Source organism: Actinoallomurus sp. NPDC050550 (assembly GCF_040655075.1).
GTDB lineage: Bacteria > Actinomycetota > Actinomycetes > Streptosporangiales > Streptosporangiaceae > Actinoallomurus.
On record NZ_JBFAJC010000003.1, the window covers coordinates 254,455 to 275,988 of the forward strand.

At 71.9% G+C, this 21,534-nt stretch carries 15 protein-coding genes and 1 riboswitch; of the genes, 7 read left to right on the top strand and 8 right to left on the bottom strand.

Features of this window, described 5'->3' with window-relative positions; genetic code table 11:
• Nucleotides 1-22: 22 nt before the first annotated feature.
• Nucleotides 23-1,078, top strand: a complete 1,056-nt coding sequence (locus AB0I04_RS05675; protein WP_360879529.1) for a ThiF family adenylyltransferase — start codon at nucleotides 23-25, stop codon at nucleotides 1,076-1,078.
• 51 nt (nucleotides 1,079-1,129) lie between these two features.
• On the opposite strand, the gene AB0I04_RS05680 is transcribed toward AB0I04_RS05675, so the two are convergent.
• Both AB0I04_RS05680 and AB0I04_RS05685 read right to left on the bottom strand, forming a co-directional pair.
• A complete protein-coding gene (locus AB0I04_RS05680; protein ID WP_360879532.1) occupies nucleotides 1,130-1,951 on the bottom strand; it encodes an NAD(P)H-binding protein in 822 nt (273 codons plus the stop codon).
• A gap of 14 nt (nucleotides 1,952-1,965) precedes the next feature.
• Nucleotides 1,966-3,381: an MFS transporter gene (locus AB0I04_RS05685; protein WP_360879535.1), complete on the bottom strand. Its 1,416-nt coding sequence runs from the start codon at nucleotides 3,379-3,381 to the stop codon at nucleotides 1,966-1,968.
• 120 nt (nucleotides 3,382-3,501) lie between these two features.
• On the opposite strand from AB0I04_RS05685, the gene AB0I04_RS05690 reads away from it, so the two are divergent.
• Nucleotides 3,502-3,969: a MarR family transcriptional regulator gene (locus AB0I04_RS05690; protein ID WP_360879538.1), complete on the top strand. Its 468-nt coding sequence runs from the start codon at nucleotides 3,502-3,504 to the stop codon at nucleotides 3,967-3,969.
• Between the two features lie 91 nt (nucleotides 3,970-4,060).
• Here AB0I04_RS05690 and AB0I04_RS05695 read toward each other — a convergent pair whose 3' ends face one another.
• The gene (locus AB0I04_RS05695) at nucleotides 4,061-6,811 is read right to left on the bottom strand and encodes a lectin (protein ID WP_360879541.1); all 2,751 of its coding nucleotides are present in this window, start codon (nucleotides 6,809-6,811) and stop codon (nucleotides 4,061-4,063) included.
• Nucleotides 6,812-7,009: 198 nt separating this feature from the next.
• Nucleotides 7,010-7,087: riboswitch (S-adenosyl-L-homocysteine riboswitch) on the top strand.
• A gap of 14 nt (nucleotides 7,088-7,101) precedes the next feature.
• Between AB0I04_RS05695 and metH the strand changes: the two genes are divergently transcribed.
• The gene (gene metH / locus AB0I04_RS05700; RefSeq protein WP_360879544.1) at nucleotides 7,102-10,743 is read left to right on the top strand and encodes a methionine synthase; all 3,642 of its coding nucleotides are present in this window, start codon (nucleotides 7,102-7,104) and stop codon (nucleotides 10,741-10,743) included.
• Between the two features lie 135 nt (nucleotides 10,744-10,878).
• Complete coding sequence (locus tag AB0I04_RS05705) at nucleotides 10,879-12,093, top strand: MFS transporter (protein WP_360879998.1); 1,215 nt, start codon at nucleotides 10,879-10,881, stop codon at nucleotides 12,091-12,093.
• Between the two features lie 234 nt (nucleotides 12,094-12,327).
• Here AB0I04_RS05705 and AB0I04_RS05710 read toward each other — a convergent pair whose 3' ends face one another.
• Nucleotides 12,328-12,525 (bottom strand): DUF5999 family protein, encoded by a 198-nt coding sequence (locus tag AB0I04_RS05710; protein WP_360879547.1) that lies wholly within the window; start codon nucleotides 12,523-12,525, stop codon nucleotides 12,328-12,330.
• A gap of 212 nt (nucleotides 12,526-12,737) precedes the next feature.
• Between AB0I04_RS05710 and AB0I04_RS05715 the strand changes: the two genes are divergently transcribed.
• Nucleotides 12,738-13,427, top strand: coding sequence for an HAD-IA family hydrolase (locus AB0I04_RS05715; RefSeq protein ID WP_360879550.1), 690 nt, complete (start codon nucleotides 12,738-12,740; stop codon nucleotides 13,425-13,427).
• Nucleotides 13,428-13,454: 27 nt separating this feature from the next.
• Here AB0I04_RS05715 and AB0I04_RS05720 read toward each other — a convergent pair whose 3' ends face one another.
• From AB0I04_RS05720 to AB0I04_RS05735, 4 genes are read right to left on the bottom strand one after another with little or no spacing between them, the layout of a single operon-like run.
• Entirely contained in the window at nucleotides 13,455-14,501 is a 1,047-nt protein-coding gene (locus AB0I04_RS05720) for an alcohol dehydrogenase catalytic domain-containing protein (RefSeq protein ID WP_360879553.1), read from the bottom strand.
• Nucleotides 14,498-15,766, bottom strand: coding sequence for an aspartate aminotransferase family protein (locus AB0I04_RS05725; RefSeq protein WP_360879556.1), 1,269 nt, complete (start codon nucleotides 15,764-15,766; stop codon nucleotides 14,498-14,500). The genes AB0I04_RS05720 and AB0I04_RS05725 overlap by 4 nt, the downstream gene beginning before the upstream one ends.
• A complete protein-coding gene (locus tag AB0I04_RS05730) occupies nucleotides 15,766-17,190 on the bottom strand; it encodes a trehalose-6-phosphate synthase (protein WP_360879559.1) in 1,425 nt (474 codons plus the stop codon). Before AB0I04_RS05730 ends, AB0I04_RS05725 begins: the two co-directional genes overlap by 1 nt.
• A gap of 2 nt (nucleotides 17,191-17,192) precedes the next feature.
• On the bottom strand, nucleotides 17,193-18,128 hold the full coding sequence (locus AB0I04_RS05735) for a sugar nucleotide-binding protein (RefSeq protein ID WP_360879562.1): 936 nt from the start codon (nucleotides 18,126-18,128) through the stop codon (nucleotides 17,193-17,195).
• Nucleotides 18,129-18,369: 241 nt separating this feature from the next.
• Here AB0I04_RS05735 and aroB point away from each other — a divergent pair, with 241 nt between their 5' ends.
• Nucleotides 18,370-19,542, top strand: a complete 1,173-nt coding sequence (gene aroB, locus AB0I04_RS05740) for a 3-dehydroquinate synthase (RefSeq protein WP_360879565.1) — start codon at nucleotides 18,370-18,372, stop codon at nucleotides 19,540-19,542.
• The gene (locus tag AB0I04_RS05745) at nucleotides 19,539-21,530 is read left to right on the top strand and encodes a TIM barrel protein (RefSeq protein WP_360879568.1); all 1,992 of its coding nucleotides are present in this window, start codon (nucleotides 19,539-19,541) and stop codon (nucleotides 21,528-21,530) included. Before aroB ends, AB0I04_RS05745 begins: the two co-directional genes overlap by 4 nt.
• Nucleotides 21,531-21,534: the final 4 nt, after the last annotated feature.

Consider the following 21,534-nt stretch of genomic DNA (forward strand, 5'->3'; position numbering starts at 1 on the left):
TAACATTGACGAGGGCAAGAAAATGATCGATCTTGATGCTTTCGCGGGAACGCTCGACGCCCCGTCCGGGCACAGCTGGCGCCCGGTGATCGTGCGCCTGAGCTCAGGGGAGATGGACCGTTTCACGATGCTGTGCCGGCGTCGGGGCATCGCGGTCATCGACACGATCGACCGCCAGCTCAGCGAGCTGGCGGCCGTCCGGCTGCCGGACCGGCCGGGAGAGCACGAGCGGTACGCCCGGGAGGTGGCGGGCGACGACGTGTCGGCATACGGCGCCTGGGTCCATCTGCCGTGGATGTCGCAGGTCGCGCACGTGTTGCCTCCGTCGGACTACTTCGAGGTCGTCACCGCGCGTAACCAGCTCAAGATCACACGTGCCGAGCAGGACCTGCTGCGGAAAAAGCGGGTCGCGGTGATCGGATTATCCGTCGGTGGTGAGGCGGCGGTCGCGCTGGCCCAGGAGCATCTGTGCGGCCACATCGTGCTGGCCGACCATGACCGCCTCGATCTGTCGAACCTCAATCGTCTTGGCGCCGGCCTTCACGATCTGGGTCTGCCCAAGACTCGTGTCGTCGCCCGCCGGATCGCCGTGATCGATCCCTATCTGGAGATCACTCTCGTCGAAGAGGGCGTGACGCAGGACAACGCGGCGGAGTTCGTGGAGGGCCTCGACCTCCTCGTGGACGAGTGCGACGGGCTCGCGATCAAACACCTCGTGCGGCGGCTCGCCAGGGATCGGGGAGTCGACGTCGTCTACGCCGCCGACGAACGCGGTTTCCTGAGCGTCGAGCCGTACGGCGGCCATCCGGATCTGGAACCGTTCCACGGTCTGGTGGCAGGCCGTCCCGAGACCTACCTCGACGGGCTCATCTCCTGGCTCGGCGGGCGGGAGGCGCTGTCCAAGCGATCCCGGCGTTCGGTCGAGCTCATCGGAACCTCGCTGTCGGGCTACCCGCAGCTCGCCGGCGAGGCGAGGTACGCAGCCGGGCAGGTCGCCCACGTCGCGCGCCGGCTTCTGCTCGGCGAGCGCCTGCCGCCCTTCCACGGTCACCTGGGTCCCGGGGAGTTCCTCCCATAGCAAGGGCCCGCGCGGACCGCCGGACGGCGGCCCGCGCGAGCCTCCGGGGGCTTATGCCCGGAAGGCGTCGGCGTGGTCGCGCGCCCAGGTGGCGAAGGTACGCGCGGGGTGGCCGGTCAGCTCCCGCACGGCCTGGGTGAGCTCAACGGGGGTGCCGTCGTTGGACGCCCACCAGTCCAGGAGGGAGTCGGCGAAGGCGGCCGGAACGTGCTCGGCCATCTCCTCCTTCCACTCCTCCCGGGTGACCTTCCGGAACGGGATCGGCCGGCCGGTCACCCGGCTCAGGATGTCGATCTGCCCGGCGAAGGTGAGCGACTCCGGACCGGTCAGGGTGTAGGGGCGGCCGCCCAGGCCGGGGTCGGTGAGCACGGCCAGGGCGGCCTCGGCGACGTCGGCCTCGTGGATCGAGTCGTTGTGGGAGCCGGGGAAAGGCAGGCTGATCGGCCGGCCCGACCGCAGGCTCCAGCTCCACGCCAGCGCGTTGCTCGCGAACGAGCCGGGGCGCAGCGACGTCGCATGGATGGAGGAGGCGGTCAGGGCCCGTTCCACGTCCAGGTGGGACTTGGCCACCACGCTGTCGTCGGCGTTCGGGGCGAGGACCGCCGAGGAGGACAGCAGCACGATGTGCTCGACGCCTGCGTCGGTGGCCTCCTCGACGAACGCGCCGATGTGGGACGGCGAGGCGTACAGGAAGACCGAGGTCACACCCTTCAGCGCGGCGGCGAAGGTGGACGGGTCGGTCAGGTCGCAGCGGATCGTGTCCGGGCCCTCGGGGGTGCTGGAGGCCGCGCGGACGGCGAGCCCCCGCTCGTCCAGCAGGGCGATGAGGTGCCGGGCGACGGCGCCGCGGCTTCCGGTGACGAGGACGGTCATGGCGATGATCCCTTTCAGTGGTGGTGTGCCGGGGCCTTGCGTGGCATGAGCCACACGAGGCCGCAGCAGGCGAGGATGACGGCGGCGACGACGGCGAGGCCGGCGGACATCGCCGTGGCCCCGGTCGCCGAGGCGTGGAAGTAGACGGTGGTCACCGCGGCGGCGCCGAGGGCGTTGGCCAGCTGCTGGACCGCGGACAGCGACCCGCTGGCGCTGCCGGCCTCACGCGGGTCGGTGTCGCCGATCGTGACGTCGTAGACGGTGCCGAAGCAGGTGCCCATGCCCATGCCGACGACCAGGGTCGGCGGGCCGAGCTCCCAGCCGCCGAGGCCGGTGCCCGACGCGAGGACCAGGGCCAGCAGCCAGCCGGTGCCGGCCAGCGTGATGAGCAGCCCGGTGACGATCAGGGTGCGGCCGAGCCGGGCGATCAGGCGGTGACAGGTGATCGAGGCGATGACGATGCCCGCCGCGATCGGCGCCAGGCCGAGTGCCGCGCGTACCGGGGTGAAGTGCAGTTCCTTCTGCATGAACAGGGACAGCACGTACAGCAGACCGGAGACGGCGGCGAAGAAGAAGACGCCGAGGATGAGCCCCGAGGTGAAGCCGCGGTTGCGCAGCAGCGTCGGCTCGATCAGGGGCCGGTCCGCCCGGACCTGACGTCGGCCGAACAGGACGAAGAACCCCGCGCCGGCGGCGAGGCACAGGATCGGCGTGGCGCCCCAGCCGTGGGCGGATCCGTCGATCAGCCCGTACAGCAGGCCGAGCATGGTCGCCGCGAGCAGGAGTGAGCCGAGTGCGTCGACGGGCTGGGCGCGGTCCCCTTCGTCGTCGGGCAGCAGCGTGATCGCTCCGGCGGTCACCGCGCCGCCGAGGACGATGTTGATCAAGAACATCGTGCGCCAGCCCAGGCCGTACAGGTCGGCCTCGATGAGGAAGGCCGCCAGGATCGGGCCGCCGACGGCCGACAGTCCGAGGGCGGGGGCGAAGACGCTGAAGGCGGAGCCGAGCCGTTCACGGGGGAAGACCGCGCCGAGGATGCCGAACCCCTGTGGGATCAGCAGCGCGCCGAACGCGCCCTGCACCAGCCGGGCGACGATGATGGACGCCGGTCCGGTCGCCAGGCCGCAGGCGGCCGAGGCCGCGGTGAAGCCGTTGATGCCGACCAGGAACAGACGGCGCCGTCCGTACCGGTCGCCGAGACGGCCGCCGACCACCAGGAGCACGCCGAGCGCCAGGGCATAGCCGGCGCCCAGCCACTGGATGAGCGGCTCGCCTCCGTGCAGGTCGGCCGCGATGGTGGGCGCGGCCACGTTGGTGATGGTTCCGTCGAGAAGGTCGAGCACGGCGGCCGTGACGATGACGGCGAGGACGGCCCGGCGGCGTCCCTCGGAGACCGTGCTCGCGGGCGCGGCGCGGGCGAGCGTGGACATGCGTATTCCCTTTCGGAGAGCCGGATAGGATGCGCACGTGACGCATATACTTCGTCACGCGGATTCTGTGTGACGAAGTATCTTCGTGGCGAAGGTAAATTTGAGGCATGGAGGTGCCGCGTGTCAAACCGGGCGGAGTTGCTCGCGCGTGTCGTGGGGGAGAGCCAGCGGCACTATGCCGCGTACACGCTGTTCAATCAGGCGATGGCCGACCGGATCGGGCTGCACCCCACCGACGTGCAGTGCATCGCGCTGCTCGACCTGGAGCCCGGGCCGGTGACCACCGGGGAGATCGCCCGGCTCACCGGCCTGGCGTCAGGGTCCGCGTCCAGGCTGGTCGACCGCCTGGAGAAGGCCGGCTTCGTACAGCGGCAGCCCGACCCGAACGACCGCAGGCGGGCCCTCGTCGCCCTCGCCCCCGACGCGGCCGCCCGGATCTCGGAGGCGTGGGAGACGCCGGGAAAGGCGTTCGGCACGGTGCTCGAGCGCTACACCGACGAGCAGCTGGAGATCATCGCCGACTATCTCCGCCAGGCCGCCGACGTGGGCCGCGACCAGGCCCGCCGTCTCACCACCGAGACGCCGTAGCCGCGCCCGGCGGGGGCCGTCCCGTTACGAACAGCGCCCCGCCGTGCGCGGAGTGCGGGGCGGGCGGGCACCCCGCACTCCGCTCAGTGCCTCAGCCCGGCAGCGTCCACTGCTGGGCGGCGGTCTTGTTACAGCCGTAGATCTGCAGCTGGGTGCCATCCGTGGTGCTGCTGTTCGGATCGTCGAGGCACTTGCCCGATTCCGGGTTGGTCAGTGCCTTGTTCGCCGTGTCGTAGGTCCATTGCTGCGCGCCGCTGGTGTTGCAGTCCCAGAGCTGGACCTTCGTGCCGTCGGCGGTGCCGCTGTGGTCGACGTCCAGGCACTTGCCGAAGGCCGTCAGCGTGCCGTCCCCCTGCACCGTCCACTGCTGCGCGTTGGAGTTGTTGCAGCCGTAGATCTGGACGTGCGCGCCGTTGGCCGTGGAGCTGTTCGCCACGTCGACGCACTTCCCGGCGATGCCGGAGGTGATCGGGCCGGTCTTGGCGGGCGTGCCTCCGGTGCCCGGGTAGGACGGGGGCGCCGACGAGGCGGAAGTCGCCCACGAGGTGTTCGCCGTCGTGCCGAGCGTCAGGTCGAGCGTCCCGCCTCCGGTCGCGGCCGAGGCGGGCAGGTAGGCGTTGTTCCAGCCGCCGCCGTTCCAGGTGGCGCTCTGCACGTACGGTGTGTCCGTCGCGGCCTGCGGCGCGTTGATCGTCAGCTTGTTGCCTGTGCTGAGCGTGATGACGACCTGGGTGAACAGCGGGCTGCCGAGCGCCAGGTCGGCCGTGCCCGGCGTCTCGGGGAACATGCCCATCGCCGACCAGACGTACCAGGCGCTCATCGTGCCGAGGTCGTCGTTGCCGACGCCCCACCCGGTCGGGGAATCCGGCCACAGCTTGTTCTGCACGTTCCGGATGACCTCCTGGGTACGCCACGGCCGGCCCACGTAGTCGTACTCCCACGGCAGTTCGACGCTCGGCTCGTTGCCGAGATCGGCGTGGTCGCCGCCGCTGCCGTCGTACGCCGCCAGCACGTGGTCGAGGTAGCTCACCATCCCGGCGTTGCCGCCCTTCGCGTCGGCCAGGCCGCGGACGTTGAACGGCACCATCCCGGTGTACTGCCACGACGTGCCCTCGACCATTTCGGTGCCGCTCGTCGCGGAGAAACCGCCTGCCCATGGCCCGCTGGCCGTCCGCGGCTGCATGAAGCCGCTGGAGGTGTTCAGCAGGTTCTTCCAGTTCTGGGCGCGGTCGACGAACCTCTTCTGGTTCGCCGTGTCACCGAGCGCACCGGCGAACGCCCCGAGCGCGAAGTCGGCCGTGTCGTACTCCAGGGTCGTCGAGACGGATCCGTAGTAGTTGCAGCAGCCGTACGACCCGTCGCTGGGAAGGTAGCCGATGCTCGAGAGGTAGTTCAGGCCGGGCCGGTCGTTGTTCGTGACGGTGGCCTGATGGACCATCGCGTTCTTCGCCGCCGTCGTGTCGAAGTCCCGGCCGCCGAACGCGTAGATGTCGGCGATGATCGAGGCCGCCGGGTCGCCGACCATGACGTACGACTCGCCGTTGGCCTGCGCCCACTTCGGCAGCTGACCGCCCTGCGCGTAGTCGTTGACCGCGGACTGCGCCACGTCGCTCGCCTGCGCCGGCGCGATCATCCCGATGAGCTGGGCCTGGCTGCGGTAGATGTCCCAGCCGGAGTAGTTGGCGTACTGCGCGTGCCCGGAGGCGGCGGTGTGCACGGCGTTGTCGAACCCCATGTACTGGCCGTTCGCGTCGCTGAACACGTTGGGATGCAGCAGCGCGTGATACAGCGACGTGTAGAACACGTGCTGCTGCGCGGCGGTGCCGCCGGCCGTCTGGATCTTGCCGAGCATGGTGTTCCAGGCATTGTGCGCCGCCGTGCGGGTGCCGTCGAAGTCGAAGTTCGGCACCTCGGCGTCCCGGTTCGCCTTCGCGTTGGCGTCGGAGGTGAACGAGACGCCGACCCGGGCGGTCACCACGTGGTTCGCGGTCGTGTCGAAGGTCAGGTATCCCCCGTTCGGGGCGGCCAGCGGTGCCGCCGTGGTCCCCGCCGGGCCGTGCAGGCGGGGCTGGTTGGGCCGGTCCGCCGCGTGCGGTGACACGGTCGTGCGGGTGGCGTGCGCGGCCGACTTCTGGGCCAGCCGCTGCGCTCCGGCCCGTACGCCGGACGCGAGCCAGGTCCCGGTGCTGAACGGATGGTCGAAGACCACCGAGAAGTGCAGCGTGTAGGCGTTGCCGGCGCCGCAGAAGCGGCCGCTGGTCACGGAGCCGACGACCTCGGTGTTGCCGACGGTCTGCCAGGTCGTCCCGGAGTCGCCGTTCTGGCTGCCGGTCAGCTTGAACAGCAGGTTCGCCTGGGTGGTGGACGGGAAGGTGAAGCGGCCGATGCCGCCTCGCGTCGTGGTGGTCAGTTCGGTCTTGACGCCGTTGCCGAGCGTCACGCCGTAGTACCCGGGCGACGCCGACTCGTTCGCGTGCGAGTACGAGGAACTGGCCGATCCGGGGGAGGTGACCGCGCCGGTCGTCGGCATGATCGGCACGTCACCGTACGCGCCGCAGCCCGGTCCGGCCATGTGGGTGAGGCTGAACCCGGTGATCGTGGAACTGTTGTAGGAGTAACCGCCGCCCAGGGCTCGGCTGGCGGTGTCGGGACTCCACTGCAGCATGCCGAACGGGACGTCGGCGCCGGGGAAGTCGTTGCCTCCGTTGGTCGTGCCGAGGAGCGGGTTGACGAGGGAGGCCGGGTCGGAGACGAGCGTGGCGGCGCTCGCCGGGGCGGGGAGAAGCACGCCGACCACCAGAAGACAGGGCAGGAGGACGCGCAGGGGGCGGAGGAGTTTCATGTCTGACCGCCGTTCGCGGGGGATCGGGGCGGATGACAACGTTGTCGAGTGGTTCTTATGTCGCTACTTCTGGCGAGTCAATACCTTTGTCAGCAGTCGGCCATCCGGGCACTGCCCGGCGTGCGTCACCGTCCGGGCACCGCCTCGAAACCCGGTGTCCATCCTTCACGGCGTCAGATCTTGATACGCTCGATCTCATAGGCCGAGAGGCGCTGCAACGGGCTCAGGCCCGCCACGCTCGGCCGCCATCGATGTTCGCAAGGGCGCCTCCCAGTAAACGGGAGGTGTCGGTGACCACATCAGCGAACCATGACGGCCAGGAGCGCTCGGACCGAACGCAGGCGCTGCGCGACCTGCTGGACCGGCGGATCGCGGTCCTCGACGGCGCCTGGGGCACCATGCTGCAGGGTGCCGGGCTGACGCCCGCCGACTACCGGGGCGACCGGTTCGGCGACCATCCCCGTGATGTCACCGGCGACCCCGACCTGCTCAACCTCACCCGCCCGGACCTCGTCCTGGACGTGCACCGGCGCTACCTCGCCGCCGGCGCCGACATCACGACGACCAACACGTTCACCGCGACCAGCGTCGGCCAGGCCGACTACGGGCTGCAGTCCCACGTGCGGGAGATGAACCTGGAGGCCGCCCGGCTCGCGCGCCAGGCCGCCGACGAGGCCGGCGGGCGGTTCGTCGCCGGCTCGGTCGGCCCGCTCAACGTCACGCTGTCGCTGTCCCCGCGCGTGGAGGACCCCGCCTACCGGGCCGTGACCTACGACCAGGTCCGCGACTCGTACGCCGAGCAGATCCAGGCGCTCGCCGACGGCGGCGTCGACCTGCTGCTGATCGAGACGATCTTCGACACGCTCAACGCCAAGGCCGCGATCACGGCCGCCCGCGAGGTCGCCCCGGACCTGCCGCTGTGGATCTCGGTGACGATCGTCGACCTGAGCGGGCGGACGCTGTCCGGTCAGACCGTCGAGGCGTTCTGGAACTCCATCGAGCACGCCGAGCCGCTCGTCGTCGGCGTGAACTGCTCGCTCGGCGCCGCGGAGATGCGCCCGCACGTCACCGAACTGTCCCGGATCGCCGGCACGTACACCGCCTGCCACCCCAACGCCGGCCTGCCCAACGCCTTCGGCGGCTACGACCAGACGCCGGAGGAGACCGCCGGGCTGCTCGGCGAGTTCGCCGACGGGGGAGCCGTCAACATCGTGGGCGGTTGCTGCGGCACGTCACCGGAGCACATCGAGCGCATCGCCGCTGCCGTCTCCGGGCTGACGCCGCGACCGGTCCCGGTCCCGGAGAGGCGCACCCGCTTCAGCGGCCTGGAGCCGTTCGAGATCGCGCCCGACACCGGCTTCGTCATGATCGGCGAGCGGACCAACGTCACGGGCTCGGCGCGGTTCCGGCGCCTCATCGAGGCCGACGACTACCAGAGCGCGGTCGACGTCGCCCTGGAGCAGGTCCGCGGCGGCGCGAACATCCTCGACGTCAACATGGACGCCGACCTGCTCGAAAGCGAGCAGGCCATGACGACGTTCCTCAACCTCATCGCGACCGAGCCCGAGGCCGCCCGCATCCCGATCATGATCGACAGCTCGCGGTGGAGCGTGCTGGAGGCCGGGCTCAAGTGCGTGCAGGGCAAGGCCGTCGTCAACTCCATCAGCCTCAAGGAGGGCGAGGAGCCGTTCCTGGCGCAGGCGCGGCGCATCCGCGACTACGGCGCCGGCGTCGTCGTCATGGCCTTCGACGAACAGGGCCAGGCCGACACCACCGAGCGCAAGGTCGACATCTGCGCCCGCGCGTACGACCTGCTGACGCGGGAGGCCGGGTTCGCGCCCGAGGACATCGTCTTCGACCCGAACGTCCTGGCCGTCGCCACCGGCATCGCCGAGCACAACGGCTACGCCAAGGCGTTCATCGACGCGCTCCCGCTGATCAAGGAGCGGTGCCCCGGCGCCCGCACCAGCGGCGGCATCTCCAACCTGTCGTTCTCCTTCCGCGGCAACGACGTCGTACGCGAGGCGATGCACTCGGCGTTCCTGCTCCACGCCGTACGCGCCGGGCTGGACATGGGCATCGTCAACGCCGGCCAGCTCGCCGTCTACCAGGACATCCCCGCCGACCTGCTCGAACTCGTCGAGGACGTGCTGTTCGACCGGCACCCTGACGCCACCGACCGGCTCGTCGCGTTCGCCGAGACGGTGCACGGCAAGGGCACCCAGCGGACGGTGGACCTGTCCTGGCGGGACGCGCCCGTGGAGAAGCGGCTGGCGCACGCCCTCGTCCACGGCATCGTCGACTTCGTCGAGGAGGACACCGAGGAGGCCCGGCAGCGGGCCGCGCGGCCCCTCGACGTGATCGAGGGCTCGCTGATGGACGGCATGAAGATCGTCGGCGACCTGTTCGGCTCCGGGAAGATGTTCCTGCCGCAGGTCGTCAAGAGCGCCCGGGTCATGAAGCGCGCCGTCGCCTACCTCGAGCCGTACATGGAGGCCGAGAAGGAGCAGGCCCGCCTGGAGGGCCGCGCCGAGGCTGAGCGCGGCAACGGCAAGGTCGTGCTCGCGACCGTCAAGGGTGACGTGCACGACATCGGCAAGAACATCGTCGGCGTCGTCCTCGGTTGCAACAACTACGAGGTCATCGACCTCGGCGTCATGGTCCCCGCCGCCACCATCCTCGACACCGCCGTCGCCGAGAACGCCGACGCGGTGGGCCTGTCCGGGCTGATCACCCCGTCCCTCGACGAGATGGTCGCCGTCGCCGCCGAGATGGACCGCCGCGGCCTGAAGATGCCGCTGCTGATCGGCGGCGCCACCACCTCGCGCCAGCACACCGCGGTCCGGATCGCCCCGGCGTACGACGGTACGACCGTCCACGTGCTCGACGCCTCCCGCGTCGTCGGCGTCGTCTCCGACCTGCTCGACCCCGACCGGGCCGAGGAACTGGCCGTGAGCAACCGCGCCGAGCAGGACCGCCTGCGCGCCGAGCACGAGAACCGCCGGCGCAGCCCCATGCTCACGCTCGAGCAGGCCCGCGCCAACCCCGAGCGCGTCCCGTACGACGACCTGCCCGTCCCCGCCTTCACCGGCGTACGGACCGTCGAACCGGAGCTGACCGAGCTCCGCGCGATGATCGACTGGCAGTTCCTGTTCCTCGCGTGGGAGCTGAAGGGCAAGTACCCGGCGATCCTGGAACAGCCGGTGGCGCGCGAGCTGTTCGACGACGCCAACGCCCTGCTCGACCAGATCATCGCCGACGGCTCCCTGCGGGCCCAGGGCCGGTACGCCTTCTGGCCCGCCCGCTCCGAGGGCGACGACATCGTCCTCGACGACGGCGAGCGGTTCCCGATGCTGCGCCAGCAGACCGCCAAGCCCGAGGGGCGTCCCAACCGCTGCCTCGCCGACTACCTGGCCCCCTCCGGCGACCACCTCGGCGGCTTCGCCGTCGCGGTCCACGGCGCCGAGGAGCTCGCCGCGACGTACGAAGCCGCGGGCGACGACTACCGGGCCATCATGGTCAAGGCCCTCGCCGACCGTCTCGCCGAGGCGTTCGCCGAGTACCTGCACCTGAAGGCGCGGCGCGAGTGGTTCGAGCCGGACGCCGACCCGGCCATCGAGGACCTGCACGCCGAACGCTTCCGTGGTATCCGCCCGGCCCTCGGCTACCCGGCGAGCCCGGACCACAGCCAGAAGCGGACGCTGTTCAGTCTGCTCGGCTCGGATGAGATCGGCATGGGCCTGACCGAGTCGTTCGCGATGACCCCGGCGGCGAGCGTCAGCGGCCTGATGTTCGCCCACCCGGCGTCCCGGTACTTCACCGTGGGCCGCATCGGCCGCGACCAGGCCGAGGACTACGCCGGGCGTTGCGGCGTCCCCCTCGCCGAGGTCGAGCGCTGGCTCCGCCCGAACCTCGCCTACGACCCGGAATGAGGGAGGACCTCAGGCGATCCTGAGGTCCTCCGGGTCAGACGGTGACCGAGCCGGATCGGCCGGGCGCGGGCATCGGCGTGCTCTCGATACCGTGGTCGCTCGCGATCTTGACGACCACGGGCCCAAGGAGTTCCCATCGCCTCGCCACGCAGTCTCGTCTTCTCGGCGTTCACGGCATTTGCCGCCTTCGGTGCGTTCTGGGGCGTCTGGGGTGCCTCGGTGCCCCGAGTGCAGGACCAGGCAGGGGTCGACGACGGCGAGCTCGGGTTCGCGCTGCTCTTCGTCGGAGCGGGCGCCCTTCCGGCCATGCTGCTGGTGGGCAGGGCGCTCGACCGCTGGGGGCTGAAGGTCGCCGCCGGTGTCATCGCCCTGCTCGGCATCGTGGGAGCCGTATTGGCGCTGACGGCGGTGAACCTGCCGAGCCTGTGCGCCGGGCTGGCCATCGCCGGAGCGACGAGCGGCGCGGCCGACGTGGCCATGAACGCGGTGGCCGGACGGGCCGAGAAGATCGCCGGACGGCCGGTCATCACCCACGCCCACGGCACGTTCTCCGCTCTCGTCGTGCTCGCCAGCCTCGGAACGGGGGCCGCCTCCGCCGCGTCCTGGCCGCTCGCCGTGCCGTTCATCGCCATGGCCGTCTTCGCCGTCGTCGCGGGCGCGGCCCTTCTCCGGACGCTGCCGCCGAACACCGCCGGTCACGGTGACGCCGACGCGGGCACCGGCCCGGCGGAGGCGTCGTCCACCGCCCGATCCCGTTACCTTCCGCTGCTCCTCGTTGGGGTCCTGGGCACGCTCGCCTTCGCGAGTGAGAACGCCCACCAGAGCTGGAGCGCCATCTTCGCCCAGGACGAGCTGCATGCCGGGGCGTGGCTCACCACGGTGGCCCCTGCCGTTTTCGCCGGAACCGTCGCGATCACGCGTTTCTCGATCGGCGGGCTCAAGGACGTCCACGCGCGGTCCGTCGTCCTGGCCGGCGCGCTCGCCGCCGCGCTCGGAGCACTGATCATCGCGGCCGCCCCCACCCTGCTGGTGGCCGCGCTGGGGCTCGTCCTGGGCGGAGCGGGGACCGCCGTGCTGTTCCCGACCCTCCTCGGCATCGTGTCGCGTGACGTCGACGAGGCGTACCGGGGCCGCGCGACGTCGATCGTCGGCACCGTCTCGTACCTGGGCTTCCTGCTCAGCCCGGTCTACGTCGGCCTGTGGGCCGACGCCGTCGGGCTGCGCGGGGCGATGGTCGCGGTCGCGGCCCTCGGCGCCGCTCTGCTCGTCCTGGCGCCACCGCTGCTCCGCCTCGGTGGCTTCGCCGGCACGAGGACCGCGCGAACATCACCGGGCCGTGTGGACGCATGACGACGCCTGTGCCGGTCGTGGAGGCCTCCGACGGGGGAGTGTTCCCCGGAGGCCGCGCAAGGAGGGCTTCTGCGCACGTAGTGGGCGCCGGAGCCGACACATGGAGGGTATGTCGGCTCCGGCGCCCATTTGGGGGACCCGCGGGGGTGCGGGTGGCTCCGTCGCGAGGATCACTCGGCGGCTCGGGGCCTGCCGAGGGCCGTGTCGTCGCGCGTTCGCGGCGGCGCGGGCGGGCTAGGCGGCCACGGGTTCGAACATGTCGTCGTGGATGGGGACACTGCGGCCGTCCGGCAGCAGCTCGCCGGTGTCGTCGAAGACGATGACGCCGTTGCAAAGCAGACCCCAACCCTGCTCGGCGTGGTACGTGACGAGGCGGGCCGCGTCGTGATCGGGAGCGTCCGCGGACGGGCACTTCGGTCGGTGCTGGCACATTGCGGATCTCCCCCTTCTGGCTGGTCGTGGTGTACCTCTTCCAGTTACAAGAATGCCTCGGATCTGACGGCGCCGAAGTGGGACAAATACCTGCGTGGGTACCCGAACCGCCGCCTAGGTATACGTATGCCGGTCCGATCCTCGGTCTCAGCTGTGGCCACTGAGTCTGGAGGGGGCAGAGGTGCCCGCGCGCCGCCCCCTATGCTGTCGACGTGGACGAACTGGCGGACGCCCGCGTGGAAGCTGTTCTGTTCGACTTTTCCGGCACGCTGTTCGACGACACCGGGGTGCTGGACCCGGCTGCCCTCGTCGCGACGGCCGCCCGCCACGGAGTCGAACTCGACGGGCTCACGGCCGCCGACGTCATCCGGCGGACCCTGCGCCACGTCGACTCGCCCGAGGGCTTCGCGGCGCGTGAGGGATCCGACCTTTCCCCGGAGGCGCACCGGTCGGTGTGGACCAGGCTGATCGCCGAGGCCGGGCCGTTCGGGCCCGAGCTGGTCGCGGCGCTCTACGCATGCCTGATCGATCCGGAGGCGTGGCTGCCGTACCCGGACACCGTGCCGGTGTTGCGCGCCCTGCGGGACTCCGGCGTCCGCATCGGGGTGCTCAGCAACATCGGCTGGGACATCCGGCCGGCGTTCGCGCGGGTGGGCGCGCTGGAGTCGCTGCACACCGTGGTGCTGTCCTGCGAGCACGGGATGGCCAAGCCGGATCCCGCGCTGTTCGCCCTGGCCTGCGAGCGGCTGGGCGCCTCCCCGGACCGCGTGCTGTACGTCGGGGACGACCCGGTGAAGGACGGCGCGGCCGTGCGCGCCGGGCTGCCCGTCTACCTGCTGCCCAGCGAGCGGTCCGTGCGCACGCCGCGGGGGCTCACCGCCGTGCTCCGGCTGGTCCGCTGACGGCGTCGGCCGCGGACCGAAGGAGGGTCAAGGGCGTGCCAGCACCTTGCCGAATCGCCGTTCCGCCGCGAGCCGGCGCAGGGTGGCCGGCAGCTCGGACAGGGACACCTCCGCGATGATCAGCCGCTCGACGCCCAGCCCGTCCGGGGAGTCGGACAGTGCCCGCAGCGAGCGCCGGAAGTCGTCGGGCGTCGTTCCGTAGCTTCCTCCGACCCGGACCGGTTTGCCGCGCCACTCCGCCTCCTGAACCCGCTCGCCCCGCCGCAGGCGGTCCAGGTCGCAGTTCAGGCCGGGCAGCCGGTCGCCTGCGGCGGTGCCGCCGTAGAGCATGACGAGCCCGTGGCGGTGCGCCAGCCGTAGCGCGTGCTCCAGAAGTTCCGGCAGCACGAAGCTGGTGGTGACCACCACGATGTCGTGGGCGTCGGAGGACGTCTCGCCCAGGGGCGCGCCGCCGGTCCTGGGGAGCATCCGCCGCGCGGCGAGGAAGGCCAGCCGGTCGGCGGCACGGTTCACGATCAGGACGCGGGCGCCGGCGGCCTCGGCCAGCCGGGCGATGAGCACGCCGGCCGTTCCCGCGCCCAGTACGCAGACGGTCGCGCCGCGAAGGTCGGAACCGCCGAGATGGCGGCTGATCATGGTGAGACAGTGCGCGGCGCACGCGAGCGGCTCGGCGAAGACCAGGCGGCGTTCCCCGACCCCGGCCGGGGCCGGCGGCAGGGCCCGTACCAGCGCGTCGCCGTCCCCACCGGCCCACATCGAGCGGGCGAATCCGGTGCTCCGCAGCACCGGCACGTTCGGATCGAGGCAGACGCGGGCGCCGACCGGCAGGCGGGGAGTCGAACTGCGCGCCACCACGCCGACCAGCTCGTGGCCGAACTGGCTCGGCCCCGGCCGCCGGCCGGCGATCTCTTTCAGGTCGGAGTTGCAGATCCCGATCAGTGCCGGTTCGACGAGCACCGCCTCCGGTGTGTCCGGGCGGCGGGGCCAGGCGCGGGACAGCCGCGGCCCGGAGCTCGTCAGCTCCACGCTCAGCGGCGCCGCTCCCCACGCCGCCGTGTCCGATGCGCCGCTCACGGCCGCAGCGTCTCCAGTGCCTCGCCGAAGCGGTCGGCGATCAGGCAGGCGTCCTCGGCCGTCAGTACCAGCGGCGGCCGCAGCTCTATCACGTTGCCCTGGCCGTGCTCGGACACCCGGGTGATCACCGCCCGGTCGGTGAGCGCCTTGTTGAGCGCGGTGGCCAGCCGGGGGGAGCGGGCGCCGTCTGGCTCGACCAGCTCGACTCCCAGCATGAGGCCGACGCCGCGCACGTCGCCCACGCAGGGGAAGTCCGAGCGGAGCGCGCGCAGCCGGTCCAGCAGCACGGTCCCGGTCGCGCGCACGCCGGCAAGGAACTCCGGGCGGCGCACCTCGTTCAGGGTCGCGACGGCGGCCGCCGCGGACAGGGTGTGGCTGCCGTAGGTGAACCCGTGCATCGAGCGCGGCATGCCCACGAGGCGTTCCTCGGTGAGGATCGCGGCGAGGGGGAAGCCGCTGCCGGTCAGCCCCTTGGACAGCGTCATCATGTGCGGGGTCACACCGAAGTGCTCGGCCGCGAACAGCCGGCCGGTCCGGCCCAGCCCCGTCTGGTTCTCGTCGAAGATCAGGATGATGTCGCGTTCCTCGCAGAACTCCTTGAGCCGCCGGAGGTAGCCCGGGGGCGGGACGACGTTGCCGCCCACCCCGCTGATCGGCTCGATGATCATCGCCGCGACGCTGCCCGAGCTGGCGTAGGTGATGAAGTCCTCGATCCGGTCCACGCACCACATGCCGCAGGTGTCCGGAGTCTGCCGGTAGAAGCAGCGGAAGCAGTACGGCTCGGGCACGTGCACCGCCCCGGGCAGGTGGTACGGGAACGGCGCCCGCATCCGCGAGGTCCCGTTGTAGCTGGTGGCGGCGACGCTCTGGCCGACGTGCCCGCGGAACGGCACGATGACGTCCCGCCTGCCGGTGATCCACTGGGCGATCTTGATGGCGCCCTCGTTGGCGGTGGAGCCGCCGGAACTGCGCAGGTTCACGCGGGTCAGCGCCGGCGGGCTCAGCTCGACGAGCAGTTCCATGACCCGGTCGGTCGGCGTCGTACGGAACGAGGAGCTGGCGAACACCAGGTCGCCGAGCTGGTCCCGGACCGCCGCCAGCACGGCCGGGTGGTTGTGCCCCAGCACGAGGTTGAACGTCCCGGACACGCAGTCGAGGTACTCCCGGCCGTCCGCGTCCCAGACGCGCACGCCCTCGCCGTGGACCAGGTGGACGTCGCCCAGCTCGTAGTAGGCGAACGCCTGCGGGTCGGCGCCGGCGTCCATCACCCGACGTCCAGACTGGCCAGCTGCGCGGTGACCCAGGACTCCAGGGTCCACGGCCGGGCGGTCTCGCGTCGCCGCCGTGCCGCCTCGGCCCGTTCCTTCGGGCCGGCCAGCAGCCCGGCGGCGATCGCCTCGGCCTGCTCGGTCAGGTCGTAGGGGTTGACCGTGCGGCACACCGGGCCGAGGATCTCGGCCGCGCCGGCCATCTCCGACAGCACGACGTCGGCGTCTCGCTCGTTCACCAGGGGCGCCTCGAAGACGCTGAGGTTCTGGCCGTCCACCGTGGAGTTGAAGATCAGCAGGTCGGCCCGTTCGAAGCAGCCGAAGGTGTGGCCGACCTCGTTGTCGCAGTGCGCGCGCACGGTGTCGGCTCCCAGCGTGGCGTTGGCCTCGGCGACGGCCTGCTCCACCCGCTTCTGGTACTCGGCGTTGGCCGTGACGTACAGGCGGTTCGGGTTCATCCGCACGAGCATCCGGGTCCCGCGCAGGCGCTCGTTCCCCTCAACGGCCAGGACGAAGGCCCGCACGGCGCGTTCACCGTTCTTGATCGGGTCGGTGCGGCCGGAGTGGACGACGAGAGGGCGGTCGCCGGCCCATTCGGCGATGCCCGCGGGCAGCCGCGCGTCACGGCGGTGCAGCGTCTCCGGGCTGTACCCGAGAGGCTGGGTGCGCACCTTGGTCAGGTGGCCCGCGCGCCGTACGGTGCAGGCGTCCGTGTCGACCTCGGCGTCGGGCAGGAGGTCGGCCACGCAGGCCAGGAAGTTGGCCGTCCAGCGGTGGGCGAAGAACCCGATGGTGTCGGCCGCGAGCATGCCCTCCAGCACGCCGGTCCGGATCGTCCGGGGGAGGATCCGCCAGTAGTCAGCGGACGGCCAGGGAATGTGCACGAACAGCAGGATCGGCGCGTCCGGGCGCCGGGCCCGGAGCCGTTCGGGGACGCGGACGAGCTGGTAGTCGTGGACGAGGAAGACCGGGTCGGGCTCGTCCGCGGAGCGCCGCAGCAGCTCACCCGCGAAGTCCTCGGTGAACTCCCCGAACCGCTCCCACGCCTGCCGGGTCTCCTCGCCGAAGGACGGCTGGGTCCAGCGGTCCCAGCCGTAGTTGTTCCCGGCCCACATCAGCTCGGCGGTGAAGAAGTTCTGCACGGTCCGGAAGGCGTCGCGGTCGTGGCGCAGCTGGTGGAGCCGCACCGTGCGTCCCGACGGCAGCTCGATGCTCATGCCGTCCGGGTTCTCGATCGCCGCCCGGTGGTCGTCGTCGCTGTCCGCGCTCACGATCCACGCCACGTCCAGGTACCCGGCCTGCTCGGCGACCACGTTGCCGGTGCCGCCCGGGGCCAGCCACGCGCGCAGCCGCCCGGTCTCCGGTTCGGGGGCGTAGCTGACCACCGCGCGCTTGCTGGCGAGGAAGACCCGCTTGCTCACTCTCACTCCTCCACGGATCGGGGTGCGGGGACGGTGAAGGGTGCTTCGGGGGCGAGCGCACGCCCGGCCAGCCGGCGGGTGCCCTCGTCGACGTCCACCGGCCACAGGCCGGTCAGCTCCGGCAGGTCGGCCGCGTACTCGCTGTGCAGGCAGGCATTGTCCGGGCGGCATGCGTAGGCCGTACCCGCCTTGCGGACCGGACGGATCAGGCTCTCGTCCAGCCCGAGGCCCCGGGCGATCCGGCCGGCCCAGGCGTACCGCGAGAGGCGATCGGGCCCGGCCAGGTGCAGTACACCCGTCCGCCGGGTCCGCACGAGCTCGGCCGACCAGGCGGCGACGTCGTCGACGAGCACCGGGGTGTTCCAGTGGTCGTCCGGGGCCTCCACCGGAAGCCCGGCCCGGAGCCTGCGGGCGCAGGTGGTGAAGTAGTTGGGCCGGTGGCCGTCGGGATCCCAGCCGTAGACGAGGCTGACGCGCAGCACCAGGGTAGAGCCGGTGTCCAGCAGGGTCCGTTCGGCGGCCAGTTTGGCGTGACCATACGCGTTGGCGGGCGCGACCTCGTCGGACTCGCGGTGACTGTGCCGGGTGCCGGCGAAGACGTTGTCCGTCGAGATCAGCAGGACGGGACGTCTCCCGACGGCCGCCGCGAGGTTGGCCGCGCCGGTGCCGTGCGCGGCCATCGCCTCCTCGGGATGCCGCTCGCACCAGGTGATGTCGGAGGGGCCGTGCACGACGACGACGGCGTCCGGCGCGATGAGGCGGAGGGTGTCCCGGCAGGCCCTGGGGTCGCGTACGTCCAGCTCCCGCCATTTCATGCCCGTCGAGGACCGGGCCGTCGGCGGTCGTCGCGAGCACAGGACCGCCCTGCCGCCGAGCGCGCGGATCCGGGCGCCGATGCGCCCGCCGAGATAGCCGCTGCCGACCACCATCGTCAGCATGGGAGGGCCTCGCGCCGGGCGGATCCGTCGACCCGCGTGGCGGCCGGCCCGTTGCGAGCGGAGCATGTCACATCCGCCGGAGATCTCACCCGCTCGGCGTTCCGGCCGGCGCCCTCAGATGTACGCATCGACCCACATCATTGGCAAATCTCCGATTTGACAAACATGGTGACTTAGAGGGTTACCGAATCTGATTCGGGGGTAAACCCGACTCATTTGGTTGATCTCGGTAAGGAGGAAGATGGCCGAAAGCGGCTATGTCGTTCGCGATCGCATCCCGTTGTCCACGACTCCGTCGGCCATTGAGTTGAAAATCAACCGCGAGGACACCTATCGCATCCACGTCGTGCGTGATTCGTCGGCGGCCACCGAAGCTCTCCTCGCCGAACTCGACGGCCGTCGCGCCGCAGTGATCACCGAGCGGACCGTCGCCTCGCTTCCCGCATACCGGATCACCGGCGCCCTCGGCGAGCGCGGGCGACTGCTCGGCAGCATCGCCATCCCGGCGGGGGAGCGCAGCAAGAGCCTCGACACGGCCTACCTGCTCATCGACTGGCTGGCCCAGCTCGGCCTGGCGCGGCGGGACGTCGTGGTGGCGCTCGGCGGTGGAATGATCATGGACACGGTCGGCTGGGTGGCCAGCGCGTACATGCGCGGCGTGCCCTACGTCAACGTCCCCACCACCCTCCTCGCCCAGGTCGACGCGGGGCTCGGCGGAAAGGTCGCGGTCGACCACAACGCCGCCAAGAACCTGGTCGGCGCGTTCTACCAGCCACGCGCCGTCATCTCGTGCCTGGAGTTCCTCGAGACGCTCGACCCGCGGCAGGCGCGCGCGGGTCTCGCCGAGGTCGTGAAGAAAGCGGTCATCGCCTCCCCGGAACTGTTCCAGTTCATCGAGCGGAACGCCGATGAACTGGTGCGATGCAGTCCCCAGCCATCCGAGACGCTGGTCCGCGCCGCCAGCACCATCAAGTGCGAACTCGTCGGGCGCGACCCCTATGAGGTCGACCTGCGCCGCCCGCTGAACTTCGGGCACACCGTCGGGCACGCCGTGGAGACGACCACCGGGTACGGCCCGGTACTGCACGGTGAGGCGGTGGCCTTCGGCATGGCCATCGCCGTCGACATCTCCCGGGCCCGCGGCCTCCTCGCCCCGGCCCTCGCCGACCGGATCACCCGGCTTCTGACCGGCCTCGGCCTGCCGGTCCGCCTGGAACAACTCCGGTCCGTGCCGCCCGTCGAGGACGTGCTGGCCGCACTGGACAAGATCCGTGAGATCCGGGACGGCAGCCTGCGTTTCGTGCTCCCGATCGAGCTGGGCACCACTCTCATCGTCGATGACGTCACCGAGGACGAGGTGCGGGCCGCCCTCCTGCGCAACGTCGCGGAGGACATCCCGGCGGGCCGCCGATGACGGCGCTGTGGGCGGTCGATGCCGGCGGCAGCACCACCTCGTTGATCGTCCCGTCACCCGGCCCCGGCGTCGTCCGGACGTACGGGCCGGTCAATCCCGCGTCCGTCGGCGCCGACGCGGCCGACCGGGCCCTGCGCGCCCTGTTCGGCGAGGTCGCCGCCGCACTGGACGGCCGGCCGGGAACCGGGTGGATCGCCACCGCGACCGTGGACCTCGCCGACCCGGGCGGGGAACCGGACCGCCTGCGCGCGCTCGCCCGCGAGGCGGGAGTGCACGGACGGCTGCTGCTGTCCAACGACGCCCTGCCCTGGCTCGTCGCCCCGCCGCTCGACGGCCGGGGCGTCGCGCTGGTGTGCGGCACCGGGTCGGGATTCATCGCCGCCGGTGACCGCGCCGTGCTGACGCGGGTGGGTGGCTGCGAGTACCTGGGCAGCGACGAGGGCAGCGCCTTCGACCTCGGGCTGGCCGGGCTCCGCGCCGCCGTCCGCGCCGAGGACGGCCGGGGCCCGGCGACCGCGATCGGCGCCCGGCTGGCCGACCGGCACGGGGCGACCCCGGCCGAACTGGCCCGCCGACTCGCCGCCGAGGCGTTCCCCAAGGCCGCGGTGGCCGCCCTCGCGCCGGCCGTGTGCGACGCCTGGCTGGACGGCGACGGTCCCGCGGCCGCGCTGGTGTCCGCCGCGCTCGACGAACTCGTCCTGGGCGTGCGCGCCGCCCGCGACCGGGCCGGCCTCACCGGCCACTGGTCCGTCGCCGCCGGCGGCGGTGTGCTGCGCGGCTGCCCCCCGCTACTGACCGAACTCACCCGGAGGCTGCGCTCCGAGCTGTCGGCGGCCGAGGTCGTCCCGGTCGCCGAACCGGTGGCGTCCGTGCACGCCGCGCTCCGGAACCACGTCCGGGACGGCCGGGTCCGCCCGCCGGACGGGCCGGCCGGCGGCGCCACCTGGCTCATCGACCTGGACCCGGCGCCGAGCCGCACCCGGCCGAACCCCACACCGCCGCCCCCGGAGGCCGGCGACCCGCAGGTGCGCATCGGACTGTGCCTGGCGGCCTGGGGCGGTTCCGGGCTCGCCGCGGCGCTCGAGCAGGCCGCGCTGTTCGAGGCGGACGCCGTGGACCTGCCCACCGACACCACCTCAGGCCTGCTGGATCTGGCGCGCTGGTCCCGGGACGAGGCCTACCGCGCGGAACTGCGCGCCGCGCTGGCGGGCGTGCGCGTCGGCTGTGTGAGCAACAGCCGGGACACCCAGCTGCTGCTCGGCCCGCACGGCCCGCACACCGATCCCGTGCTCGAAGGCTCCGAGCAGGCCAAGCGCGAGCACGCCCTGCGGCACGCCCTCGACACGGTCCGGCTCGCCGCCGACCTGGGCGCGCCCCACGCCCGGCTGATGTTCGGCGTGCCGGACGTCGCCCGCTGGCTCTCCTGGTGGCACAGCACCGTGAGCTGGGCCGACAACGTCACCGACTGGTGCGAGCGGGCACGGCCGGTCCTGAGGCTGGCCGCCGAGCACGGCGTGACACTGCTGGTCGAACCGCATCCCAAGCAGGTCGCCTACGACCGGGCCAGCGCCCGGCACCTGCTCGACGCGGCGGCGCGGGCGGAGCCGCGCGCCGCGGTCCGGCTCTGCGTCGACCCGGCCAACCTCGCCGCCACGGGACACGACCCCGTGGACGCGGTCCGCGGCTGGGGCACCGACCTCGGCGCCGCTCACGCGAAGGACCTGCAGGTCTGGAGGGGCGCCGAGGCGCCACGCGGAGCGGGCTGGTCCCGGTACGGCCCTGGGCCGCCGATCCGGTTCCGTGCCCTCGGCGCGGGCGGGCTGCCCTGGCCGGCGATCGTGTCGGCGCTGCTCGACGAGGACTTCCACGGCGTGCTCTACGTCGAGCACGAGGACGCCCTGCTGCCCCGGGAGCAGAGCGTGGGCGTCTCGGCGCGGCTCCTGCGCGAGCTGCTGCCGCGGGCCCGCCCGCAGGGGCGCACATGGTGACGGA

Bases quoted from the DNA above. Each gene is read 5' to 3' on its own strand.
- AB0I04_RS05675 (WP_360879529.1), top strand. From the start codon at position 23: ATGATCGATCTTGATGCTTTCGCGGGAACGCTCGACGCCCCGTCCGGG.
- AB0I04_RS05680 (WP_360879532.1), bottom strand. From the start codon at position 1,951: ATGACCGTCCTCGTCACCGGAAGCCGCGGCGCCGTCGCCCGGCACCTC.
- AB0I04_RS05685 (WP_360879535.1), bottom strand. From the start codon at position 3,381: ATGTCCACGCTCGCCCGCGCCGCGCCCGCGAGCACGGTCTCCGAGGGA.
- AB0I04_RS05695 (WP_360879541.1), bottom strand. From the start codon at position 6,811: ATGAAACTCCTCCGCCCCCTGCGCGTCCTCCTGCCCTGTCTTCTGGTG.
- AB0I04_RS05710 (WP_360879547.1), bottom strand. From the start codon at position 12,525: ATGTGCCAGCACCGACCGAAGTGCCCGTCCGCGGACGCTCCCGATCAC.
- AB0I04_RS05725 (WP_360879556.1), bottom strand. From the start codon at position 15,766: ATGGACGCCGGCGCCGACCCGCAGGCGTTCGCCTACTACGAGCTGGGC.
- AB0I04_RS05735 (WP_360879562.1), bottom strand. From the start codon at position 18,128: ATGCTGACGATGGTGGTCGGCAGCGGCTATCTCGGCGGGCGCATCGGC.
- aroB (WP_360879565.1), top strand. From the start codon at position 18,370: ATGGCCGAAAGCGGCTATGTCGTTCGCGATCGCATCCCGTTGTCCACG.
- AB0I04_RS05745 (WP_360879568.1), top strand. From the start codon at position 19,539: ATGACGGCGCTGTGGGCGGTCGATGCCGGCGGCAGCACCACCTCGTTG.